Source organism: Marinactinospora rubrisoli, from assembly GCF_042664915.1.
Classification (GTDB): Bacteria; Actinomycetota; Actinomycetes; order Streptosporangiales; family Streptosporangiaceae; genus Marinitenerispora; species Marinitenerispora rubrisoli.
In genome coordinates, this window is sequence record NZ_JBHTBH010000005.1 from 265,110 (window position 1) to 285,402 (window position 20,293).

Here is a 20,293-nt window from a genome sequence, read left to right on the forward strand (position 1 = left end):
CGCCGGGCGTGCGACGGCCCGATCGGCCGGCCGGTCCCGCATGGAGAGGCCCCGCGCCGGGTGGCGCGGGGCTCTCTCATTGCGCTGTGGCGGCTGCCGGAGCCGGGTGTCAGCTCGCGAAGTCGAGCAGCTGCTGGGCCCGGCTCGGGTGCCGCAGCTTGGACAGCGACTGCTTCTCCAGCTGACGGATCCGCTCGCGGGTCAGGCCGAGGTGCTTGCCGATCTCGTCCAGCGTGCGCGGCCGGCCGTCCATCAGACCGAACCGCAGCGACATGATGGTCGCCTCGCGCGGTTCCAGGTCGTCAAGGGCACGGCGGAGCTGGTCGGCCATGAGCTGGCGGTCGACCACCTCCGACGCCTCCGAGGCGTCGATGTCCTCGATGAGATCGCCGATCCGGGTCTCGCCGTCCTCGCCGATGGTGGAGTCGAGGCTGATGGGCTGGCGGGTGACCCGCAGCAGCTCCTCGATCTGCGCCGGCGTCTTGTCGAGCTCGTGCGCCAGCTCCTCCGGGGTCGGCTCGCGCCCCAGGGTCTGGTGCATGTCGCGCTCCAGCCGGCTCACCTTGCTGAGCAGCTCCAGCACGTGGACCGGGAGGCGGATGGTGCGGGCCGAGTCGGCGAACCCGCGCTGTATGGCCTGCCGGATCCACCACATGGCGTAGGTGGAGAACTTGTAGCCCTTGGCGTAGTCGAACTTCTCGACCGCCCGGATGAGGCCGAGGTTGCCCTCCTGCACGACGTCGAGCAGGGACATGCCGCGGTCGCTGTACTTCTTGGCGACGGACACCACCAGCCGGAGGTTGGCCTCCAGCATGTGGGACTTTGCCTGGCGGCCGTCCTCGGCGATCCACTCCAGCTCGTCGCGCTCGGCCGCGCTGAGCCCCTCGGGCTGCGGCGCCCCCTCAGTCAGCCCCAGCTTGTACTCGGCGTACAGTCCGGCCTCGATGCGCTTGGCGAGATCGACCTCCTGCTCGGCGGTGAGCAGTTGCCGGCGGCCGATAGCCTTGAGGTAGGTGTGCACCGAGTCGCCCATGGCGGGGGACTGATCGTCGAGGTCGGCCTCGGGAGTCTCGGCCTCGGCCACGGAGCCCGTGACCTTGCGGCCCTTCAGGTCGGTGGCCTCGGGCCGGGTGGTGTCGAGTGCCTCCTCCAGCTCCTCGTCGTCGGCGTCCACGGACTCCACCGCGGCGTCGCCCTCGCCTCCGTTGGCGAGGCGGACTCCGGCGTCGCCGAGATCGCGCAGGATGGAGCGGCCGTCGGCCGGGCTGATTCCGGCCGCGGAGAACGCGGCCCGCAGCTCGGCCAGGGACAGGTGTCCCTGCGAGCGCCCCCGCGTGATCAGTTCCTCCAGGGCCGCCGAGGCGGCGGACCCGGCGGCGGTCCCCGTCGCCGTGGGAGAAGTGGCTAGGGCAGTGCGCGGCATGAGGGCACCTCCCTCCCTTCCAAGACGTCAGGCGCGCGGCGGCTCGGAGACCGCCGGCTTGGCGCGCCATTATGTCCAACGTGTCAGAGAGTCAAATGTTCCCGATCTCGATTGGATATCGTTGGCAGTGTCCTAGGTCACGTCCGATGTGGTAGCAGGCACCGGCGAAAAGCGGGTAGGGCGCTCAGCTCCGGGTCAGGGGCATCGGCTGCGCCGCGCTCGTCCGCGCGTCGGTCCAGTAGGCGGCCACCTCGCCGGGGTCGGCGCCGGTGGAATGCACCTCGGGCCCGCCGGAGACGGCGGTGGTGGGCGGTCGATCGGGAACGGTGCCGTCACCGGCCTCGGCGTCGGCCGGTGCCCAGGGCAACAGTGCGGCGCCGAGCAGGGCCGGAGCCGCGGCGCCGATGACCCGGTCGCGCGGGACGATCCGCATGCGCGGCCTCCTTCCTCCGGGTGACGGCGGGTCGTCCAGATAGACGCACCCGGCCGTCAGGAAGTTCCCCGAATGGCCGTCTCCGCCCGGCGCGGTGCCCGGGCGGCGCCCTTCAGGTGTCCCCTGCCCGCAGGAGTGCCGGTCATGCGTTCGGGGGTTCCGGGGCGCCGGCCCGGCGCAGGGCCCGCAGGTCGGGCTTTCCGGAGGCGAGCAGGGGGAGCGCTGCGCGCAGCTCCAGCTCGTGCGGGGCGGCGTACCGGGGCAGGTGCGCGGCCACCCAGGACCGCAGCTCGGCCAGCGTCGGGGGAGCGGCCGGGTCGGCGGGCACCACGACGGCGGTGACGCGTTCGCCCCATTCCGGATCCGGGCGCCCCACCACGGCCGCCTCGGCGACGGTCTCCAGCCGGGCGAGCAGCGCGGCGACCTCACCGGCCACGACCTTATGGCCGCCGGTGTTGATGACGTCGTCCGCCCGGCCGCGTACGGTCAGCCGGCCGTCGGCGAGCCGGCCCAGGTCCCCGGTGCGGAACCAGGCCCGATCCGCCTCGCGCACCAGGTGCTCCGCGGTCAGCTCCGGGCGCAGCCGGTAGCCGGTGAACAGCACCGGACCGGACAGCAGCACCCGGCCGTCGCCGGCGATCCGCGCCGCCACCCCGTCCAGCGGAACGCCGTCGTAGACGCAGCCGCCGCAGGTCTCGCTCATGCCATAGGTGGTGATGACCCGGCCGCCGGCCGCCCGCGCCCGCGCGAGCAGCCGCTCGTCCGCGGCGGCGCCGCCGACCAGGATGCTGCGGAAGTGGGAGAGGTCGGCGCCGCCCGCGAGCAGCCGCCGCAACTGGGTGGGCACCAGCGAGACGTGCGGCCGGTGCCCGGCCGCCACCGCCATCACCTCGGCGACGTCGAACGGGCGGTGCAGCGGCTCGGTTCCCAGGGACAGCGCGCGCAGCACCACCTGCAGCCCGGCGATGTGGTCGGTGGGCAGCACGCACAGCCAGGCGTCGCCGCGGCCGGCGCCGATCCGGCGGGTCGAGGCCAGGGTGGAGTGCCGCAGGGCCGCGGCGGACAGCTCGACCCCCTTGGGCGCACCGGTGGAGCCGGAGGTGGCGATGACCAGGGCGGTGTCCTCGGCGACGCCGGCCGCGCCGTCCAGCCGGGTGACCCCCTCGGCGGTGCGCAGGGTGGCGGGGCGCAGGGCGGCCAGCAGCGCCCGCACGCGGGGCGGGGGAGTGCCGGCGGCGATCGGCAGCAGCGCCGGGCCATCGCCGGAGGTCGCGGCGGCGAGGAGGGCGGTGAGCCGGGCTGCGTCGAGTCCGTGCACCGCCTGGAGCGGTCGGTTGGGCACGGCCATCCAGCCTAACCGCGCGGTTAGGCTGGATGCCGGGCGGGACCGGCGGTCTATTAGGGTTGATGCCCGACCGGTGCGGCGATCCGGCCCGGCGCGTCCGGGGCCGGACGCACCGGCCGTCGTCCGGAACACCAACGTCGCTGAGGAGATGACGAGTGAGCAGCGTGGTCAATTGGCAGCGGTCCGGTGACTACACCGACATCATCTACGAGACCGCCGAGGGCATCGCCAAGATCACGATCAACCGCCCGGAGCGGCACAACGCCTTCCGGCCGCAGACGCTGTTCGAGCTGCAGCACGCCTTCAACGTGGCCCGCGACGACGACGAGGTCGGGGTCATCATCTTCACCGGCGCCGGTGACAAGGCGTTCTGCTCCGGAGGCGACCAGAAGATCCGCGGCGACGACGGCTACATGGGCGACGACGAGGTGGCGCGCAAGGGGATCGGCCGGCTCAACGTGCTGGACCTGCAGGTGCAGATCCGCCGGCTGCCCAAGCCGGTGATCGCCATGGTGGCCGGCTGGTCCATCGGCGGCGGCAACGTGCTGCAGGTGTGCTGCGACCTGACCATCGCCGCCGACAACGCGCGGTTCGGCCAGACCGGCCCGAAGGTCGGCTCGTTCGACGGCGGCTACGGCTCCTGGCTGCTCGCCGAGACCGTCGGGCTGAAGAAGGCCCGCGAGATCTGGTACCTCTGCCGGCAGTACACCGCCGAAGAGGCGCTGCAGATGGGCATGATCAACACGGTCGTGCCGCTGGAGCGGCTGGAGGAGGAGACCGTGGCGTGGGCGCGCGAGCTGCTGGAGAAGTCGCCGCTGGCGCTGCGGATGCTCAAGGGCGCCCTGAACGCCGTGAGCGACGGCGCGGCCGGCATGCAGCAGTTCGCCGGTGACGCCACGATGCTCTACTACATGAGCGAGGAGGCCCAGGAGGGCCGCGACGCGTTCAAGGAGAAGCGCCGCCCCGAGTTCGAGCGCTTCCCGCGCCGCCCCTGACGTACCGGCGGACGGCTGCGGACGGGCGAGAAGGAGGGGAGGGACGGCGTGCGGGAGCCGACGGCGGGGGAGGACGGCGCGGAGCCGGTGCTGCGGGTCTTCGCCATCCCGATGCGCACCCGCTTCCGTGGGGTGACCTCGCGGGAAGGCGTGCTGGTGCGCGGCGCGGCCGGGTGGGGAGAGTTCTCCCCGTTCGCCGAGTACGGGGCGCGGGAGTGCGCGCGGTGGTGGGCGGCCTGCCACGAGGCCGCCGAGCAGGGGTGGCCGGAGCCGGTGCGCGACCGGGTGCCGGTCAACGTGACCGTCCCCGCCGTGGGGCCGGAGCAGGCGGCCCGCATCGTCGCCGACGGCCGGGGCTGCCGCACCGCCAAGGTCAAGGTGGCCGAGCGGGGACAGTCCGGCGCCGACGACATCGAGCGCGTGGCCGCGGTCCGCGACGCGCTCGGCCCGGGCGGGCGGGTCCGGGTGGACGCCAATGGCGGCTGGGACGTGGACACCGCGGTGCGGATGATCCGCGAGCTGGACCGGTTCGGCCTGGAGTACGTGGAACAGCCGTGCGCCACCCTCGACGAACTGACGCGGGTGCGCCGCAGGGTGAACGTGCCGGTCGCCGCCGATGAGTCGATCCGCCGCGCCGAGGACCCGCTGCGGGTGCGCGCGGCCGAGGCCGCCGACATCGTCGTGCTCAAGGTGCAGCCGCTGGGCGGCGTGCGGGCGGCGCTGCGGGTCGCCGAGGCGTGCGGACTGCCGGTCGTGGTGTCCAGCGCGGTGGAGACGTCGGTCGGACTGGCCGCGGGGGTGGCGCTGGCGGCGGCGCTGCCGGAACTGCCCTACGCCTGTGGGCTGGCCACGATGCGGCTGCTCACGGCCGACGTGTGCGCCGACCCGCTGGAGCCGGTGGACGGCCACCTGCCGGTGCGCCGGCCCGACGTCGACACCGAGCGGCTGGCGGCGGTGGCGGCCGACCCCGCGGGCTGGCCGGCCCGGGTCGCGGCGGCCCGCGCCGTGTGGCGGGAGCAGCGGGCCGCGGCGGGCGGAGTGTGACGGCGAGCGGTCCGGCCGTGGCGGACCTCCTCACCTACGTCGAGTGGCCGCCGCGACCCGGCGGCGGCCCACCTCCCCGTGCCAGAGGCCCCCTGCCGCCGGATCACCGCACGGGTGCTCCTGGCCGCCGCGGTCAGCCCCCACAGGCGTCGTAGCAGGCCCGCACGGCCGAGCCGATCCAGTCGCCGTTGTCCCAGGTGCTCCAGCGCGCCCGGGCCGCCGTCTCGATCACGGCCGCCGCCTCGTCGGCGGAGGCACCGCCCGCCCGGAGGCGAGTGGCCTCGTCGCGCAGGTAGCCGAAGTAGTCGCGCACCTCGCGGATCGGTGAAGTGGCCGAGTCGCCGGTGATCTCACCGTGGCCAGGGACCACGACCTCGGCGTTCAGCGCGGCGAGCTCGTCAAGGACGGTGATCCACCGGGCGATGTCGACGTCGGTGTCGTGCGGCGGGAAGTAGGGCGCGATCGGGAACATCCGGGTCTCGAACAGGTCGCCGCCGAACAGCACCCGGTCGTCGATCAGCACGACCTGGTCGGACGCGGTGTGCGCCGGGCCGACGGCGCGCAGCGTCGCCACATGGCCGCCGAGGTCGATCTCGGCCTGGCCCTCGTAGGTGACATCGGGGTCGACGAGCTCGGCACCCTCCAGCTCCGCCGCGATGTGCGGGCCCATGCCGGAGAACATGTCGAGGAAGGCGCCGCCCTTGCGGTGCAACTCGTCGCGCTGGCCGCGGTTGTACACGATCGTCGCCGCGCCCTTGAACGCCTGCGCGCCGAAGCCGTGCTCGGGGTGGAAGTGCGTGGTGGTCAGGTACAGCGGCCGGTCGCCGGCCAGCCGGCGAGCCTGGTCGAGGACGCGGGCGCCGTTGCGAGGGCCGATGCCGGTGTCGATGACCAGCGCGGCGGTGTCGCCGACAACGATGCCGACATTCGGGACGATCGGGACGCGGTCGTCCGGGATCACGTAGACCGCATCGGACACCTGGACCGGCTCGCCGCGCACGATGGGCGGCTGGGCGTCGTGCCGGTCCGGCTGGGCGGCACCCGTTGGGGTCTCGGCGGCGCACATGGGAGGCTCCAATCTAAGCGGTGTTCAGATCGTGGGGCGAGCATAACACCGATCTGATCACTGTTAAGATCAGGTGCCATGGTCAAGGGGCGCTACCACCACGGAGAACTGCGCGGCGCGCTGCTCGACGCCGCCGAGGCCCTGGTCCGCGAACGCGGGGCCGACGGCTGGTCGTTGCGGGAGGCGTCGGCCCGGGTGGGCGTCAGCCCGAGCGCCGCCTACCACCACTTCGCCGCACGCGACGCACTGGTCCGCGCGCTGTCCGAGCGGGTGCTCGCGCGGCTCGGCGAGCGGATGAGCCGTGCCGCGGGGACATCGGGAACGGAGGGGGACCCCTATCGGCGCGTGGTCGCCGCCGGACGGGGCTACGTGACGTGGGCGCTGGAGGATCCGGCGGTCGCCCGCCTGGTCTTCGGCGCGGGGGCCACCGGCCCCGACAGCGTGATCTCCCCGCACCCGCACGATGTCGTCGCCGCGGAGCTGGACCGGCTCGTCGGCGCCGGGGCACTGGCCGCCGCGTCCCGTCCCGGCGCGGAGTTCGTCGTCTGGGCGGCCGTCCACGGTCTCGCCGCCCTGCTCGCCGACGGGCTGGTCCGCCTTGACGGCGTGCCGGCCGTCGAGAGGGAGGCCGAGCGCGTCATCCGGGCCGTCCTGACCGGCCTGGCCCACGAGCCCACTCCGTCCCAGGAGTGGCCGGACGCGCGCTCCAACCACACCGAGCGCCTGGTGCGGCGGCAGGAGGCGGCGGGCGAGCAGGGGGCGGGCCGGCGGGTTCGGCCTGGAGACCGGCCACGTTGACCCGGTGGCACCACCGAGCGCCACCGGCCGTCGCCGCGGAGGTCGCGTCCGAGCCCGCGGACCGGGGATACCTCACGAGATCCGGCCGAAGGGCGTTCGTGCCTGGCGCGTGACTCGGGTGCCGTCGCCCGGCGGTTCGGCGGATGGCCGGTCAAGCATGCCGGCCGGTCCGCCGACCGGAGACCGGAGCGTGGCGCTCTCACCCCTCGCCGCGCCACCGGTTCGCGGGCGGGCCGGAGGCGGGCCGCGCTGATCCGTCGCCGCGGATCGTCGTCGGTCGTCGGCGTTGTGGGGCGCTCACGGGCGGAGGCGTGGAACGCGCGCCGCTCACGAATTCCGGCGGAACGGTGGTTCGTGCCTGGCGCGTGACATGAGTGCCGCGGCCTGGCGGCTTGGCGGATCGCCGGTCGGGTGTTGCCGGTCGGCTCCGCCGACGGGAGACCGGACGGCGGTGCCCCTGCCGTACCGGCTCCCCGGGCCGGCCGTTCCCCGCCCTCGACCGCTGAGCGGCGACGGGGCCGCCCGGCGAGTGGCCGGCCGCCGAGACGGTGTGCCGCCCGGTTCCCACCGCCGAACACCGCCGGGCGCGGCCGGGCGTTCCGCGCCAGGATGATCAGGGCGTGCCCACGGCGGGCCTGGTGCGCATTCCGGCGGGACGTCCACGGCCGGCCACGCGCGCCGCGGGCGGGCGGTGTCGCGCTTCGCGGGCCGGCCGCACACCGGCCGATGTGCGGCCGGCCGGGCCGGAACGCGGGCGCCATCGTTCGCCGCCCGCGCGGCGGCGGGCCCGCCACGAGTCGCCCCGGCCGGGCTCAGACGCCGGCCAGCACCCGGCCGGCGTCGCGGGCCGCCTCCAGGGCCTGGGCGCGCTCCTGCGCGGCGAGGTCCCGCAGTCCCTCCATGCTCGGCGTGGTCGCGGCGAGGGTGAGCTCGCACTTGATGAGAGTGAGGTCGGCCTGCCAGACATCGCCGACGATACGCGTGAGGTAGGGAGTGGAGTGGTCCCAGCCCTCGCGCGGGGTGCCGGGTGCGTAGCCGCCGCCCAGGGCGGTGACCACGACGGTGGGGGTGCCCTTCAGCAGCGGGGTGGCGGGTTCCACGCCCGCGATCGCCAGGTCGGCCCAGGTCTTGAAGTGCTGGGAGACGCCCCAGTTGTACAGCGGTACGGCCAGGATCGCGGCGTCGGCGTCCTGGAGTTCGGCGGCCAGCTCCGCCGTCAGGGCGAGCGCCTCGCGCTGGGCCGGGGTGCGGTCGGCCTCGGGGGTGAAGCCCGCAATGACGGCGAGCGCCCAGGCGTCGGCGGGCAGCGGGGTGGTGCCCAGGTGACGGCGGGTCACGGTGCCGTCCGGGTGGGCGGCGGTCCATTCGGCCTCGGCGCGGTCGGCGATCTCGGCGCTGGTGGACATGTTCGGGAGGATGCTGGCGTCCAGCCGGAACAGGTGCATGAGAGCTCACTTCTCCAGAGGTGTTGAGGTCCGCGAGGCGGAGCGATCGCGGATGCGGCGGTCCAGGACCCGGTGCCGCGATCGCAAGCATAAGCGGACTTTACCCCGCTTTGTGGGTGAGGAGTAGATTTCCCCTGTGAACCCGCCCACCGTGCCCTTCGGAAAACCGCGCGCCGAGCGCGCCGACGCCGCGCGCAACCGCGAGCGCCTCCTGGAAACCGCCCGCGCGATGATCGCCGAGCACGGAGCGGACAAGGTCACCATGGACGCCCTCGCCGAGCGCGCCGGACTGGGCAAAGGCACCGTCTTCCGCCGGTTCGGGACTCGCGCCGGAATCTTCCGCGCCCTGCTCGACGACAACGAACGCCGATTCCAGGAAGAGGTCCTCTCCGGTCCGCCGCCCCTCGGCCCGGGCGCCGGCCCGCGCGAGCGCCTCATCGCCTACGGCCGCGCCCGCATCCCGTTCCTCCTGTCCCACCACGCCATCGCCCGCGCCGCCATGGACCCCACCGAACCCGTCGCGGCCGGCCCGGCCAGCATGACCAGTGCCCACATCCGCATGCTGCTCGCCCAGACCGACGTGCCCGCCGCCCAGCTGGACGGCCTCTCCGTCCAGCTCACCGCCGCGCTGGAAGGCCCCTTCCTGCTCTACCTGGCCACGGAACATCCGGAACCCGGCAGCGGCGCTCCCCTGGCCGACAGCTGGCAGACGCTCATCGAACACGTCACCCACCACTGCCCCCGGCAGGCCCGGCACACCGATCCGGCGTAGCCGACATGGGCTCGACCGCGCAGCGCCACGCCACCGCGCCCGCTGTACCGCCGTCCGGTTCCGTGGCACCAGGGAGCGGTGAGCCGCACGGTGTGCCGGAGAGGGAGGCGCGGGTCCGGCCGGTGGACCGGCCGCGCTGATCCGTCGTCGCGGATCGCCACCGGTCGTCGGCGTTGTGGGGTGCTGTTGCCGGGGTGCTCACGGGCGGAGGCGTGGAACGGGGGCCGCTCACGAGGTCCGGCGGAACGGCGGTTCGTGCCTGGCGCGTGACACGCGTGGCGTAGCCTGGCAGCTTGGCGGATCGCCGGTCGGTGTTGCCGGTCGGCTCCGCCGACGGGAGACCGGACGGCGGTGCCCCTGCCGCGTCGGCTCCCCGGGCCGGCCGTTCCCCGCCCTCGACCGCGAGCCGACGATGAAAGAAGCTGCTGTGAACCCCTCCACCGCCCTGGCGCGTGTCCTCGTCGATGAGCTGGCGCGGTGCGGGCTCGCCGAGGCCGTCATCGCCCCGGGGTCGCGGTCCACACCGCTGGCGCTCGCCCTGGTCGCCCACCCGGACATCCGCACGCACGTGCGGATCGACGAGCGGTCCGCCGCGTTCCTGGCGGTCGGGCTGGCCCGGACCGCGCGCCGGGCGGTCGCGCTGGTGTGCACCTCGGGGACCGCCGCCGCCAACTTCCACCCGGCGGTGCTGGAGGCGGACCAGAGCGGGGTGCCGCTCCTCGTGCTCACCGCGGACCGCCCGCCGGAGCTGCGGCGGACCGGCGCCAACCAGACCGTGGACCAGATCGCGCTGTACGGCTCCGCGGTGCGGATGTTCACGGAGGTCGGCGTTCCGGATCCGGTACCGGGCATGGTGGCCTACTGGCGTTCGCTCGCCGGGCGCGCCTGGGCGGCCGCGTCGGGACCGCTGCCGGGGCCGGTGCACCTCAACCTCGCCTTCCGGGACCCGCTGGTGCCCGACCCGGAGGGCACGGGGCGGCCGTGGCCGGAGCCCCTGGCCGGGCGGGAGGGCGGCCGTCCCTGGCTCGCCACCCCGCGGACCCCGCAGCCGGACCCGGCGCCGCTGGTGCTGCCGCCGGTGGAGCGCGGCGTCATCGTGTGCGGCGACGGCGACTATGACGCGGTCCCGTACCTGGCGCTCGCGGCCGAGACCGGCTGGCCGATTCTGGCCGAGCCCACCTCCAACGCCCGCCGCGCCGAGGCCATCTCGACCTACCGCCAGCTCCTGGCGGCACCGGACTTCGTGGCCGCGCACGAGCCGGACCTGATCGTCAGCGTCGGCCGCCCCGGACTGTCGCGCCAGCTGATGGGCTACCTGCGCCGCGCCCGGCGGCACGTCGTGGTGGGCGACCCGGCGGCGTTCGCCGACCCGATGCGCACCGCCACCGACGTCGTCCCGGCCGTGGTCGCGTCGGCCGCCGCCGACCCCGACACCTCATGGTCCCGGTCATGGCGGCAGGCCGAATCCGCGGCGCGCGCCGCGACCGACGCCCTGCTGGACGCCGACGACACACTCGGCGAACTCCGCCTGGCCCGCGACATGGCCGGCCACCTCCCCAACGGCTCCCTGCTGTTCGCCGGATCCAGCATGCCGATCCGCGACCTGGACGCCACGATGCGCGTCCGCTGCGGCGCCCGCATCATCGGCAACCGGGGGGTCAGCGGGATCGACGGCACGGTGTCGACCGCCGTGGGCGCCGCACTGGCCCACCAGCGCGACGACGGCGGCCCCGCGGCCGCCCTGATCGGCGATCTGGCCCTGCTGCACGACCAGAACGGCCTGATCACCGGCCCGGACGAACCCCGCCCCGACCTGGCGCTCGTGGTGGTGAACAACGACGGCGGCGGTATCTTCTCCGGCCTGGAACAGGCCGGCCACCCCGACTTCGAGCGGGTCTTCGGCACCCCGCACGGCGCGTCGATGGAACGCGTGGCGGCCGTCGCCAACCTCCCCTACACCCACCTGGAATGGGCGGGCGACCTGCCCAAGGCCCTGCTGGGCGAGGGGATCCGGCTGATCGAGGTCCGCACCGACCGAGCGGAGTCGGCGGCACAGCGGCGGCGGCTGCAGGAGGAAGTGACCGCGGCGCTGGGGTGAGCTGCGCCGCGGCCGGGTGCCGCGTCACGGCCTTGCGGACGACGGTCTCACGACCGTCTACAGTGCCAGCCAGACCGGCAGTCTGTTTCTTGACGACAGAGATGCCAACGACATGCACGCGGCCATCTTCAACAAGCTCCGCATCGCGGCTCTGAGCAGGAGCGCCACCCCCGACCTGCTCACCGAGTTCGGGCAGTGACGCCAGCAGCCGGGCGAACGAGGCGGCTAGCGCAAGCTGTCCCCGTACACGTGCTCGACCGACAGCACGATCAGCACTCTCCGCTCGGACACCATCACCGAGCGGTACTCCGCCCAGTCCGGATGCTCCCCCGCGGCGGCGCGATAGTAGTCCACCAGCGCCGCCACCTCCGGTCCGTGCGGGTCGGTGCCCGGGCCGATGAGGGTCGCCGTGCCCTCGGCGGTGGCCCATGCCGAGCCGTCCGGGGCGGTGACCTCCAGGGCCGCCCGCGGGTCGCGGCGCAGGTTGGTGATCTTGGCCGTCGCCGCGCTCGTTGAAACGTGGATGACCTCGGCCTCCCGATCGTAGAAGGGCTGGACGGGGGAGAGCTGCGGTCGGCCGTTCGACCTCAGCGTCGCGAGGACGCCGAGCCGGCTCTCCGCGAGGAGCGTGCGCGGGTCGTAGGCGGACGTGGTCATCACTTCTCCTCCGGCGTGCGGAACTGCTCGATCATCGCGACGTAGCCGTCGTCGCCGCGTCCGGCGTTCACGGCCCGATCGGCGAGGGACGTGAGGAATCGGGGAAGTTCGGTGCTGACCCCGATGGCGGCGCTCTCATCGATGAGGTGCCGCATCGCCACGGCGTGGGCGCCGAGCGTGATGTCATCGACCGGGTAGGCCCCGCTGTCGATCTGCCGGGCGTAGCCGGAGACCCAGCCGGCCACCGTCTCGATCCCGGCTTTCGCGACCGGGGCGAACGTCGTGGCGGCCACGCCCGCGCGGGTGAGGAGGGCGGCGCCGTGCAGGAAGCCGTTCATGGTGTTCCACATCAGGCTCAGCACCGCCATTTCGTGCAGCGCCGAGAGAGCGGGGTCCTCGGCCAGGTAGGCGGTGCCCGCGCCGAGGCTCCGCAGCGTCGCCTCGTGCTCGTCGAAGGCCGGACGCGACCCGTTGTACAGGACGAACGCGTCCGCGGTGCCGATGGCCGCCGGGGTGCCCATGATCGCGCCGTCGAGGTAGGCGGCGCCCCTGCCGGCCGCCCACTCGGCGGTCGCGCGGGCCGCCTGCGAGGTGCCCGTGGAGAGGTTCACCAGGACCCGGCCGTCGAGGAGCCCGCCCGCCGGGTCGAGGAGTTCGCGTACGGCATCGGAGTCGGTGATGCAGACGACGACGAGCGGGCCGGCCGCGACGGCGTCCGTCACGGAGGCGGCCAACGTCGCTCCGCCGACGACGAGCGGTTCGGCCTTCGCCGCCGTGCGGTTCCACACGGTCGTGGGGTGCCCGTCGCGCAGGAACGCTTCGGCGAGCGCCCGGCCCATCCGCCCCAGGCCGATGACCGTCACGGGTGTGCGGTCCGTGCCGTGATTCCGGGTCACGTGCTGTTCCAGAGGTGAGTCACTGCTCATGGCAGAATCCTCAACGTTCATACCGATATGAAGGTCAAGGGGCGGAAGCATGCTGATCGGTGAGCTGAGCCGTCGAACAGGCGTCCCCGCACATCAGCTCCGGTACTACGAATCCCAGGGGCTCCTGGAGCCCGGCCGGGCCGCCAACGGCTACCGCGAGTACTCCGAGGACGCCGTCACGACCGTCGCCCAGATCAGGAGGCTGCTCGACGCCGGCCTGTCGACCAAGGAGATCGAGTTCCTCCTGCCCTGCGCCACCGGGACGGGGCCCGACCTCGAACCGTGCCCCGAAACCCTGGTCATGCTGCGCGCGCGCATGCGGGGGCTGGACGAACGCATCGACACGCTCACCCGCTCGCGCCAGGCCCTGAACGACGTCATCGACACCACCGAGCGGCGACTGGCGGAGTACACGGCTCAGGGGCGCATCCCCGCGCCCACGTCGGCGCCGGCGTGAACGCCGGGCCGCCGCTACTCTTCGTCCGTCAGCGCGTCCCGCATCACCCGGAACTTGGAGTCCGCCTCCGCCAGCTCCGCGTCCGGGTCGGACCCCGCGACGATGCCGCAGCCCGCGAACAGCCGTGCCCGCGAGCCGGTGATCTCCGCGCATCGCAACGCGATGCCCCACTCGCCGTTGCCGCGGGCGTCCAGCCAGCCGACCGGGCCGGCGTAGCGGCCGCGGTCCGTGCCCTCCAGTTCGCGGATGACGCGGACGGCGGTCGAGGTCGGTGTGCCTCCCACGGCCGCGGTCGGATGCATGGCGGCGACGACGTCCAGCGTGGAGACGTCCGGGCGCAGGCGCCCGCGGACCGGGGAGGCGAGGTGCTGGACGTTGGCCAGCCGCAGCAGCTCGGGACGGTCGGGGACGTCGATGGCCGAGCACAGCGGGGTCAGGGTCGCGCGCAGGGAGTCCACGGCATAGCGGTGCTCCTCGACGTCCTTGGCCGACCGGGTCAGGTCGGCGGCCAGCCGGGCGTCCTCCTCGTCGGTGGCGCCCCGGGGGCGGGTACCGGCCAGGACCAGGGACGTCACGTCGTCGCCCTCGCGGCGGATCAGCAGCTCCGGGGTGGCGCCCACCATGCCCGCGACCGAGAACGTGTAGCAGCCGGGGTAGTCGCGCGACAGCCGGGCGAGCAGGGTGCGCACGTCGATGTCGGCGGGCGCGTCGGCGTGCACCTCCCGGGCCAGGACGACCTTGTCGAGGGCCCCGGAGCGGATCCGGGCGACCGCCTCCGCGACCGCGGCGCGCCACTGGGCGGCGTCGGGGCTGCCGTCGCGCCACGTCAGCGGGCCGACCGGGCGGTGCGGGCGGATCTCGTGCAGCACCTCCTCCGGACGGGCGTCGGGGCCGTCGCCGATGGTGGTCAGCCAGGTTCGGCCGGCCCGCCGCCCCACGACCACGCGCGGCAGCACCAGGGTGGAGCCCGCCGATCCGGGGGCGAAGGTGAAGCCGCCGAAGACGACCGGCCCGGTGCCCGGAAGGCCGAGGTCGTTCGTGACGCGCGACCGCGCCAGCACCTCCTCCAGCCAGCGCGCCGCCGAGGTGAACCGCCGCACGCCCGCGCCGTCGGCCTCGGCCGGCAGGGTGATCCGGGCGGCCTCGCCCCACCCGACCAGCCCCTCCCCGCCGCGTAGCCAGGCCAGCGGCGCCGCCTCGGGCAGGTGCGCCAGGAGGGGGCGGCCGTCGCGCAGCGGAACGGTCCGGATGGTCAACTGCTTCGGCGATTCGAGGGCGACACTCACGACATTCCAGTCTAGGACGCTGCCGGCCGACCGCCCGTCCAGCGGCGGTGGGTGGTTTCACATGGTCCGCGACCCGTTTTCCGGTGCGCGCGCCGGTTGGACTCTAGGCTGTCCTTTCGGATCGCCGGGAAACCGGGCAACGAAACGGAGGTCGGACTCGATGGGATGGCTGCGGAGGTCCGTTGCGGTGCTGGTGTCGCTGCCGGTCATGGCGGCGTGCGCGAACGTTCCGCCGGGCTTCGAGCCGCGCGTCGGCGAGCCGGGGGCGGACGGGGACCGGCCCGGGGGAACGGTGTCGCCGTCGCTCGCGCCGCTGGCCGCGCAGCTCCCCGACGACTGCGAGACCGACCCCCGCTACCCCAAGCACGAGATGCGCGGGGTGTGGATCGCCTCCGTGCGCAACATCGACTGGCCGAGCGAGCCCGGCCTCAGCGCGGAGCGGCAGCAGGAGGAACTGCGGGACCGGCTGGACCGGGCCGCCGCCCTCGGCCTCAACGCGGTGTTCCTGCACATCCGCCCCACCGCGGACGCCCTCTACCGTTCCGAACGCGAGCCGTGGGCCCGCTACCTCACCGGCGAGCAGGGCGGCGACCCCGGGTACGACCCGCTGGAGTTCGCGGTCGGCGAGGCGCACGCGCGCGGCCTGGAACTGCACGCCTGGTTCAACCCCTACCGGGTCGGCTGGCGCGACCCCGACCTGGAGAACCTCACCGCCGGCCACCCGGCCCGCCGCAACCCCGACTGGCTGATCGAGTACGACGACCAAGGGTGGCTCGACCCCGGCAACCCCGACGTCCGGCGGTGGGTGAGCGACACCGTCCTCGACGTCGTGGAACGCTACGACATCGACGGCGTGCACTTCGACGACTACTTCTACCCCTATCCCGCCGAAGGCGAGGAGTTCGACGACGACGCCAGCTGGTCCGCGCACGGCGGCGACCACGACGACCGCGACGACTGGCGCCGGGCCAACGTCACCACGCTGGTGGCCGACATCCACGACCGCATCCAGGAGACCAAACCGTGGGTACGGTTCGGCATCTCCCCGTTCGGCGTGTGGCAGAACTCGACCTCCGACGACTCGGGCTCGCGGACCCGGGCGCTGGAGTCCTACAGCGCCATCTACGCCGACACCCGCGCCTGGATCCAGGAGGGGGCGGTCGACTACGTGGTCCCGCAGCTTTACTGGTACCGGGGCTTCGAGGTGGCCGACTACGACGAGCTGGTCCCGTGGTGGTCCCGCGAGGTGGACGGCACCGGCGTCGACCTCTACATCGGCCAGGCCGCCTACAAGGTCGGCGACGAGGGGTGGGAGGGCGCCGGCGCACTCTCCCGGCAGCTCGACCTCAACACCGAGCACCCCCAGGTGACCGGCGACGTGTACTTCTCGATGACCGACCTGACCGGCCGCGCCGCCGACGCCATGGAGCGGGTGGCCGCCGACCACTACCCGCGCCCGGCGCTGCCGCCGGCCGTCCCCGGAGCCGACAGCGCCCCCGCCGCGGTCACCGGGCTGACCGCCGAGCGCTCGGCTGACGGCGTCGAGCTGACCTGGCAGGGCTCCGGCGACGCCCGGATGTTCGCCGTCTACCGGGTGCCCGGCGAGGGCGAGGACCCGTGCGCGCTGGCCGACGCCGCCAACCTGACGGCCGTGGTCGGCGCCGACGGCTCCGGCGAACAGCGCTACCGGGACGCCTCGCCGGGCGACGGACCGGTCCGCTACTTCGTGACCGCCGTGGACGCCTACCGGACCGAGAGCGCACTGGGCGCGGGCGCGGCCGTCGCGGCCGGCTGAGCCGGGCGGCCGGCCGCCTGAATGGTCCGGTGTGCGGGCACATGATTGCCTCGCTGGCACACGGATAGAAATGTGGTGTTGAGCGAAGATCCACGTCCGGGTCCCGGGGTGGGTCTCCGGCAGGCTGAGGAGGGGTGCCATGGCTCTGCGCGAGAACGAGCGGCGAATCCTTGCCGAGATCGAGCACCGCCTCGGCGAGGACGACCCTGAGCTGGCGGACCGGCTGGCCGCCTTCGGCGCCAGCGACGACCCGTTCCGGTACGACGACCTGGACGACGGCGCGAGCTGGAAACCCTGGGCCGTGTGCGGGGCGATCGCCGCGCTGCTGGTCGGGTTGCTCGTGATGGTGTTCGCGATGACACCGCCGCAGCACGCCGCGGCGGGCACGTCGCCCACGACGGGTCCATCCGAGGCGGCGGTGTCAGAGGTGCCGGCGAGCGCCGCGAACTCCTGACGAGATGATCTCGACGATCCGGGGCGCGGCATGGCCCGGCCGAAGCCGTGGGAACGTCGATGACGAGTCGTGGGCGGAGATCGCGCCGCTGTCGCCCAAGGCCGAACGCCGGCCCCGCCCACCCCGGAGGCGAGCGGCATCGCGATCGGCCGATGCGCCTTCCTCGTCCCCGGACGCGCCCTCATCCGCCGGTGGCGCGTGAAGCCGGTGCGGCAGCGGGCGTCATCGCGGGTGGGAGCATTCGGAGTCAGGGTCCCGCGCGATGGCGATCACGCCGTCGAGCCGGTCGCGCACGGCGAGCAGGTCGGTGATCCACTCCCGGTGGACCTGCCCGCGATTCCCGGGCGTGGTGCCGTCGGCGTGGTCGACGAGACCGGTGAGGGCGTGCGGGGGGTGCGCATCGGCGACCGTGTCTTCGGGCTGGGCGCGTCACCGGCGCGACAGCGGAGCTGGCCGTGCTCTCGGCCTGGGCACTCGCACCCACCACATGGACCGACGAGCAGGCCGCCGGCGCCGGCCTGGCATCCGTGACCGCGATGGGCGGGCTGAAGGCGCTCGGTCCCCTGCGGGGGCGCACCCTTCTCATCGAGGGCGCCGCCGGATGGGTGGGCAGCGCCGCCGTCGAGATCGCGACGGCTCAGGGCGCCACCGTGATCGGGACGGCCGGCGAGCGCAACCACGAGTTCCTCAGCTCCCTCGGAGCCGTCCCCACCACCTACGGCTACGGCCTCGCGCGGCGCCTCGCCACCCTGGCTCCGGACGGTGTCGACCTCGCGCTCGACACGGTGGCCTCCGGCTCCCTGGCTGACCTCCTCGCGATCGTGGGCGACCCCGGCCGCGTGTCGACGATCGCCGACCACACCAACGCGCGGCGCCTGGGGGTGCGTACGGCCAATGCGGAGAACGACCCCGCGCTCCTCGCCGAAGCGGGCGAACTCGGACGGCAGGGCCGCTCCACACCCCGCATCGAGCGGACCTACCCGCTCGAACGGATCGCGGAAGCACACGCATACGCCGAACGCGGACACACGCGGGGAAAGATCGTGGTCCGCATCTGACGGGGGACGCCCGCGGCAGCCGCCCGGGGCCGGTGCCGAGCCACGTGGCGGCCCTGGCACGAACAACGGGGCCGCTCCTTGCGGAGCGGCCCCGTTCCACCCGCGACGCGGGTGCTCGTGCCTACAGGTTGCCGAGGAAGTCCGCCGCCAGCGGCGCGGCGACCTTGGCGCCGCCTCCGCCGCCCTCGACGACCACCGCGAAGGCCAGGTCACCGGAGAAACCGACGAACCAGGCGTGCGAGGGCAGTTCCTCGTCCTCCTCGGCCGTGCCGAACTCCGCCGTGCCGGTCTTGCCGTGCACCTCGCCGGTGAACCCGGCGTCCTCGGCGGTACCGTCGGTGACCACCGCGCGCATCATGGTGCGCAGGGCCTCCGCGTTCTGGATCGGGCGCGGCTCGGGGCGGTCGGCGACCTCGGGCTCGGTGACGAGCACCGGCGAGCGCCAGCTTCCGTCGGCCACCGCGGCCGGGACGGTCGCCATGTGCAGCGGCGAGGTGAGGATCTGGCCCTGGCCGATGCTGGAGGCGGCCAGGATCGTGGTGCTGTCGGGCGCCGGGAAGGACGGCTCGGCCGACGGGATGCCGATCTCCAGCGGGGCGTTCATGCCGAACTCCTCCGCCGCGGCGGTCAGGCTCGCGGAGTCCAGCCGGTCGGCGACCTCCTGCACCAGCGCGGTGTTGCACGACGTCGCGAACGCTTCCAGCACCGACTGGTCGCCATGCTCGGCGTCCCCGGCGTTCTTGAACGGCCAGCCGCCCACCTCTGCGGTCTTCGGGCAGTCCATCCGGTCGCTGGTGGTCATCCCCGCGTTGAACAGCGCCTCATAGCTGATGATCTTGAACGCGGACCCGGGCGGGTACCGGCCGTCGATCGCGCGATTGAAGCCGCCGGGCACGTTGGCCGCGGCCAGGATCTCGCCGGTGGAGGGGCGCACCGCGACGAACGCGGTGGGCTTGTCCTCGTTCACGATCGCCTGCGCGGCCGCGGCCTGCACCGCCGGGTCGATGCTGGTGACGACGTCCTCGCCGGGGGTGCCCTCGATCGTGCCGACCTCGGTCGCCTCGGCGTCGTCACCGGCCGCGTCGTCCTGCGCGGCGTCGGCGACCCGGATGCTGGTCGCCGGTGTGCCGGCCAGCCGCTCGTCGTACGCCTGCTGGATGCCGCCCCGGCCCACGGGGTCGCCCACCTGGTAGGCGGGGCCGAGGTCGGCGAGGTCCTCCTCGGTCGCCGGGGAGACCCCACCGGTCAGCATGGCGATGGAGCCGGTGGCGTCGGGGGTGTCCAGACGGGTGCCGTCGGCCGCCAGGATGCTGCCGCGCTCGCCCCACTCGTTGGTGCGCACCAGCGTCTGGCCATCGCCGAGTTCGGGGTGGATGACGGCGGGGGAGAAGGCGACCTTCCACTCGCCGTCGACCCGCTCCAGCGGCAGCTCGCCCTCGTAGCTCCACTCCCCGGCGTTGCGCAGCCCGAGCGTGGCGTCGAACGGCGCGGTGGCCGTGTCACCGTCGGCGGTGACGGCGCCGAGGGTGATCTCGGCCGTCTCGACGCCCAGGTTCTCGGCGACCTGGGTGTAGGCGTCGGCCACGCCCTCGCCGGTGGCGAGGTCGGCCATGGCGGCGTAGTCGGCCTCGTTCCACGCGTCGGCGAACGCCGAAGCGGTCGCCTCGGGCTTGGGGCGGCTGATCACGTACCACGAGATTCCGCCGCCGACCAGCGCGAGGGCGACCACGGCGCTGGTGACCCCGATGACGAGGCCCTTGCGGGAGCGCCGGGGCGGCGCGTCCGGTGGCGGGGGCGGGGCCACGGCGGGCTGGGGGGCGGTGTGCTGCCGGTCACCGGCGGGCCCCGGCTGCGCGGACTGTGGCCGTGCGCCCTGGTGGGCCGCGTGGGCGGCCGGGCCGTCCGCCGGGGGCTCCGGCGGCCGAGCGGGCCCGGCACCGGGGTGCGGGCCGGTCCGCGGGGCGTCCGGGTACCCGCCGAGGCGCGGGTCCAATGGCGGCGCCACGTCCTGCGGGAGGGAGTACCGGTACCGGTGCGGTGCCGGGTCAGGGCCGCCGTCGCCGGAGCCCTGCCCACTGTTCCGCGCCGCGTGACCGGGGCCGTCCGGCGGCGCGGGCGGGGTCTCGCCAGGCTCCGGGGTCCATCGTTCGTCCACGCTCGCGCGTCCTTCCGCTCGCCTGAGGGTGAGAAGAGAAGGCCCCGCGGCTCGGCAGGGCGAGCGCGGGGCGGGGAAGTCCGTGG

18 protein-coding genes and 1 pseudogene are annotated in these 20,293 nt (G+C 74.2%); 10 read left to right on the plus strand and 9 right to left on the minus strand.

The features are described 5' to 3' along the window. Positions 1-109: 109 nt before the first annotated feature. From ACFQRF_RS12545 to ACFQRF_RS12555, 3 genes are all read right to left on the minus strand, one after another. Positions 110-1,423, minus strand: a complete 1,314-nt coding sequence (locus ACFQRF_RS12545) for an RNA polymerase sigma factor (protein ID WP_379871224.1) — start codon at positions 1,421-1,423, stop codon at positions 110-112. Between the two features lie 184 nt (positions 1,424-1,607). Next, positions 1,608-1,856: a hypothetical protein gene (locus ACFQRF_RS12550; RefSeq protein ID WP_379871225.1), complete on the minus strand. Its 249-nt coding sequence runs from the start codon at positions 1,854-1,856 to the stop codon at positions 1,608-1,610. Between the two features lie 142 nt (positions 1,857-1,998). Next, complete coding sequence (locus ACFQRF_RS12555; RefSeq protein WP_379871226.1) at positions 1,999-3,204, minus strand: AMP-binding protein; 1,206 nt, start codon at positions 3,202-3,204, stop codon at positions 1,999-2,001. 152 nt (positions 3,205-3,356) lie between these two features. On the opposite strand from ACFQRF_RS12555, the gene menB reads away from it, so the two are divergent. Then, complete coding sequence (gene menB, locus ACFQRF_RS12560; protein ID WP_379871227.1) at positions 3,357-4,196, plus strand: 1,4-dihydroxy-2-naphthoyl-CoA synthase; 840 nt, start codon at positions 3,357-3,359, stop codon at positions 4,194-4,196. Positions 4,197-4,307: 111 nt separating this feature from the next. After that, a complete protein-coding gene (locus ACFQRF_RS12565; protein WP_379871398.1) occupies positions 4,308-5,240 on the plus strand; it encodes an o-succinylbenzoate synthase in 933 nt (310 codons plus the stop codon). Between the two features lie 133 nt (positions 5,241-5,373). On the opposite strand, the gene ACFQRF_RS12570 is transcribed toward ACFQRF_RS12565, so the two are convergent. After that, the gene (locus ACFQRF_RS12570) at positions 5,374-6,306 is read right to left on the minus strand and encodes an MBL fold metallo-hydrolase (RefSeq protein ID WP_379871228.1); all 933 of its coding nucleotides are present in this window, start codon (positions 6,304-6,306) and stop codon (positions 5,374-5,376) included. Positions 6,307-6,384: 78 nt separating this feature from the next. Between ACFQRF_RS12570 and ACFQRF_RS12575 the strand changes: the two genes are divergently transcribed. Beyond that, positions 6,385-7,104 (plus strand): TetR/AcrR family transcriptional regulator, encoded by a 720-nt coding sequence (locus tag ACFQRF_RS12575; RefSeq protein WP_379871229.1) that lies wholly within the window; start codon positions 6,385-6,387, stop codon positions 7,102-7,104. Between the two features lie 812 nt (positions 7,105-7,916). Here ACFQRF_RS12575 and ACFQRF_RS12580 read toward each other — a convergent pair. Further along, complete coding sequence (locus tag ACFQRF_RS12580) at positions 7,917-8,549, minus strand: FMN-dependent NADH-azoreductase (protein ID WP_379871230.1); 633 nt, start codon at positions 8,547-8,549, stop codon at positions 7,917-7,919. Between the two features lie 136 nt (positions 8,550-8,685). On the opposite strand from ACFQRF_RS12580, the gene ACFQRF_RS12585 reads away from it, so the two are divergent. The 3 genes from ACFQRF_RS12585 (at position 8,686) to ACFQRF_RS12595 (ending at position 11,618) form a co-directional block, all read left to right on the plus strand. After that, the gene (locus tag ACFQRF_RS12585) at positions 8,686-9,321 is read left to right on the plus strand and encodes a TetR/AcrR family transcriptional regulator (RefSeq protein WP_379871231.1); all 636 of its coding nucleotides are present in this window, start codon (positions 8,686-8,688) and stop codon (positions 9,319-9,321) included. Between the two features lie 427 nt (positions 9,322-9,748). After that, the gene (gene menD, locus ACFQRF_RS12590) at positions 9,749-11,419 is read left to right on the plus strand and encodes a 2-succinyl-5-enolpyruvyl-6-hydroxy-3-cyclohexene-1-carboxylic-acid synthase (RefSeq protein ID WP_379871232.1); all 1,671 of its coding nucleotides are present in this window, start codon (positions 9,749-9,751) and stop codon (positions 11,417-11,419) included. A gap of 16 nt (positions 11,420-11,435) precedes the next feature. Further along, positions 11,436-11,618: a Scr1 family TA system antitoxin-like transcriptional regulator gene (locus ACFQRF_RS12595; RefSeq protein ID WP_379871233.1), complete on the plus strand. Its 183-nt coding sequence runs from the start codon at positions 11,436-11,438 to the stop codon at positions 11,616-11,618. A gap of 26 nt (positions 11,619-11,644) precedes the next feature. On the opposite strand, the gene ACFQRF_RS12600 is transcribed toward ACFQRF_RS12595, so the two are convergent. Together ACFQRF_RS12600 and ACFQRF_RS12605 are read right to left on the minus strand one after the other, a co-directional pair. Beyond that, positions 11,645-12,076 (minus strand): PPOX class F420-dependent oxidoreductase, encoded by a 432-nt coding sequence (locus tag ACFQRF_RS12600; protein ID WP_379871234.1) that lies wholly within the window; start codon positions 12,074-12,076, stop codon positions 11,645-11,647. Further along, on the minus strand, positions 12,076-13,002 hold the full coding sequence (locus ACFQRF_RS12605; RefSeq protein ID WP_379871235.1) for an NAD(P)-dependent oxidoreductase: 927 nt from the start codon (positions 13,000-13,002) through the stop codon (positions 12,076-12,078). Before ACFQRF_RS12605 ends, ACFQRF_RS12600 begins: the two co-directional genes overlap by 1 nt. 49 nt (positions 13,003-13,051) lie before the next feature. On the opposite strand from ACFQRF_RS12605, the gene ACFQRF_RS12610 reads away from it, so the two are divergent. Continuing rightward, positions 13,052-13,459, plus strand: a complete 408-nt coding sequence (locus tag ACFQRF_RS12610; protein ID WP_379871236.1) for a MerR family transcriptional regulator — start codon at positions 13,052-13,054, stop codon at positions 13,457-13,459. Positions 13,460-13,473: 14 nt separating this feature from the next. Here the strand turns inward: ACFQRF_RS12610 and ACFQRF_RS12615 are convergent, their stop codons facing one another. Further along, the gene (locus ACFQRF_RS12615; protein ID WP_379871237.1) at positions 13,474-14,745 is read right to left on the minus strand and encodes an isochorismate synthase; all 1,272 of its coding nucleotides are present in this window, start codon (positions 14,743-14,745) and stop codon (positions 13,474-13,476) included. A gap of 160 nt (positions 14,746-14,905) precedes the next feature. On the opposite strand from ACFQRF_RS12615, the gene ACFQRF_RS12620 reads away from it, so the two are divergent. The 3 genes and pseudogenes from ACFQRF_RS12620 (at position 14,906) to ACFQRF_RS12630 (ending at position 18,052) form a co-directional block, all read left to right on the plus strand. Further along, positions 14,906-16,540 (plus strand): glycoside hydrolase family 10-like protein, encoded by a 1,635-nt coding sequence (locus ACFQRF_RS12620; RefSeq protein ID WP_379871238.1) that lies wholly within the window; start codon positions 14,906-14,908, stop codon positions 16,538-16,540. A gap of 139 nt (positions 16,541-16,679) precedes the next feature. Further along, positions 16,680-16,994 carry a DUF3040 domain-containing protein gene (locus tag ACFQRF_RS12625; RefSeq protein ID WP_379871239.1) on the plus strand — a complete coding sequence of 105 codons (315 nt, stop codon included), beginning with the start codon at positions 16,680-16,682 and terminating at the stop codon, positions 16,992-16,994. 183 nt (positions 16,995-17,177) lie between these two features. Next, positions 17,178-18,052, plus strand: a pseudogene (locus ACFQRF_RS12630) (NADP-dependent oxidoreductase). Between the two features lie 121 nt (positions 18,053-18,173). Here the strand turns inward: ACFQRF_RS12630 and ACFQRF_RS12635 are convergent. Then, the gene (locus tag ACFQRF_RS12635) at positions 18,174-20,207 is read right to left on the minus strand and encodes a penicillin-binding transpeptidase domain-containing protein (protein WP_379871240.1); all 2,034 of its coding nucleotides are present in this window, start codon (positions 20,205-20,207) and stop codon (positions 18,174-18,176) included. Positions 20,208-20,293: the final 86 nt, after the last annotated feature.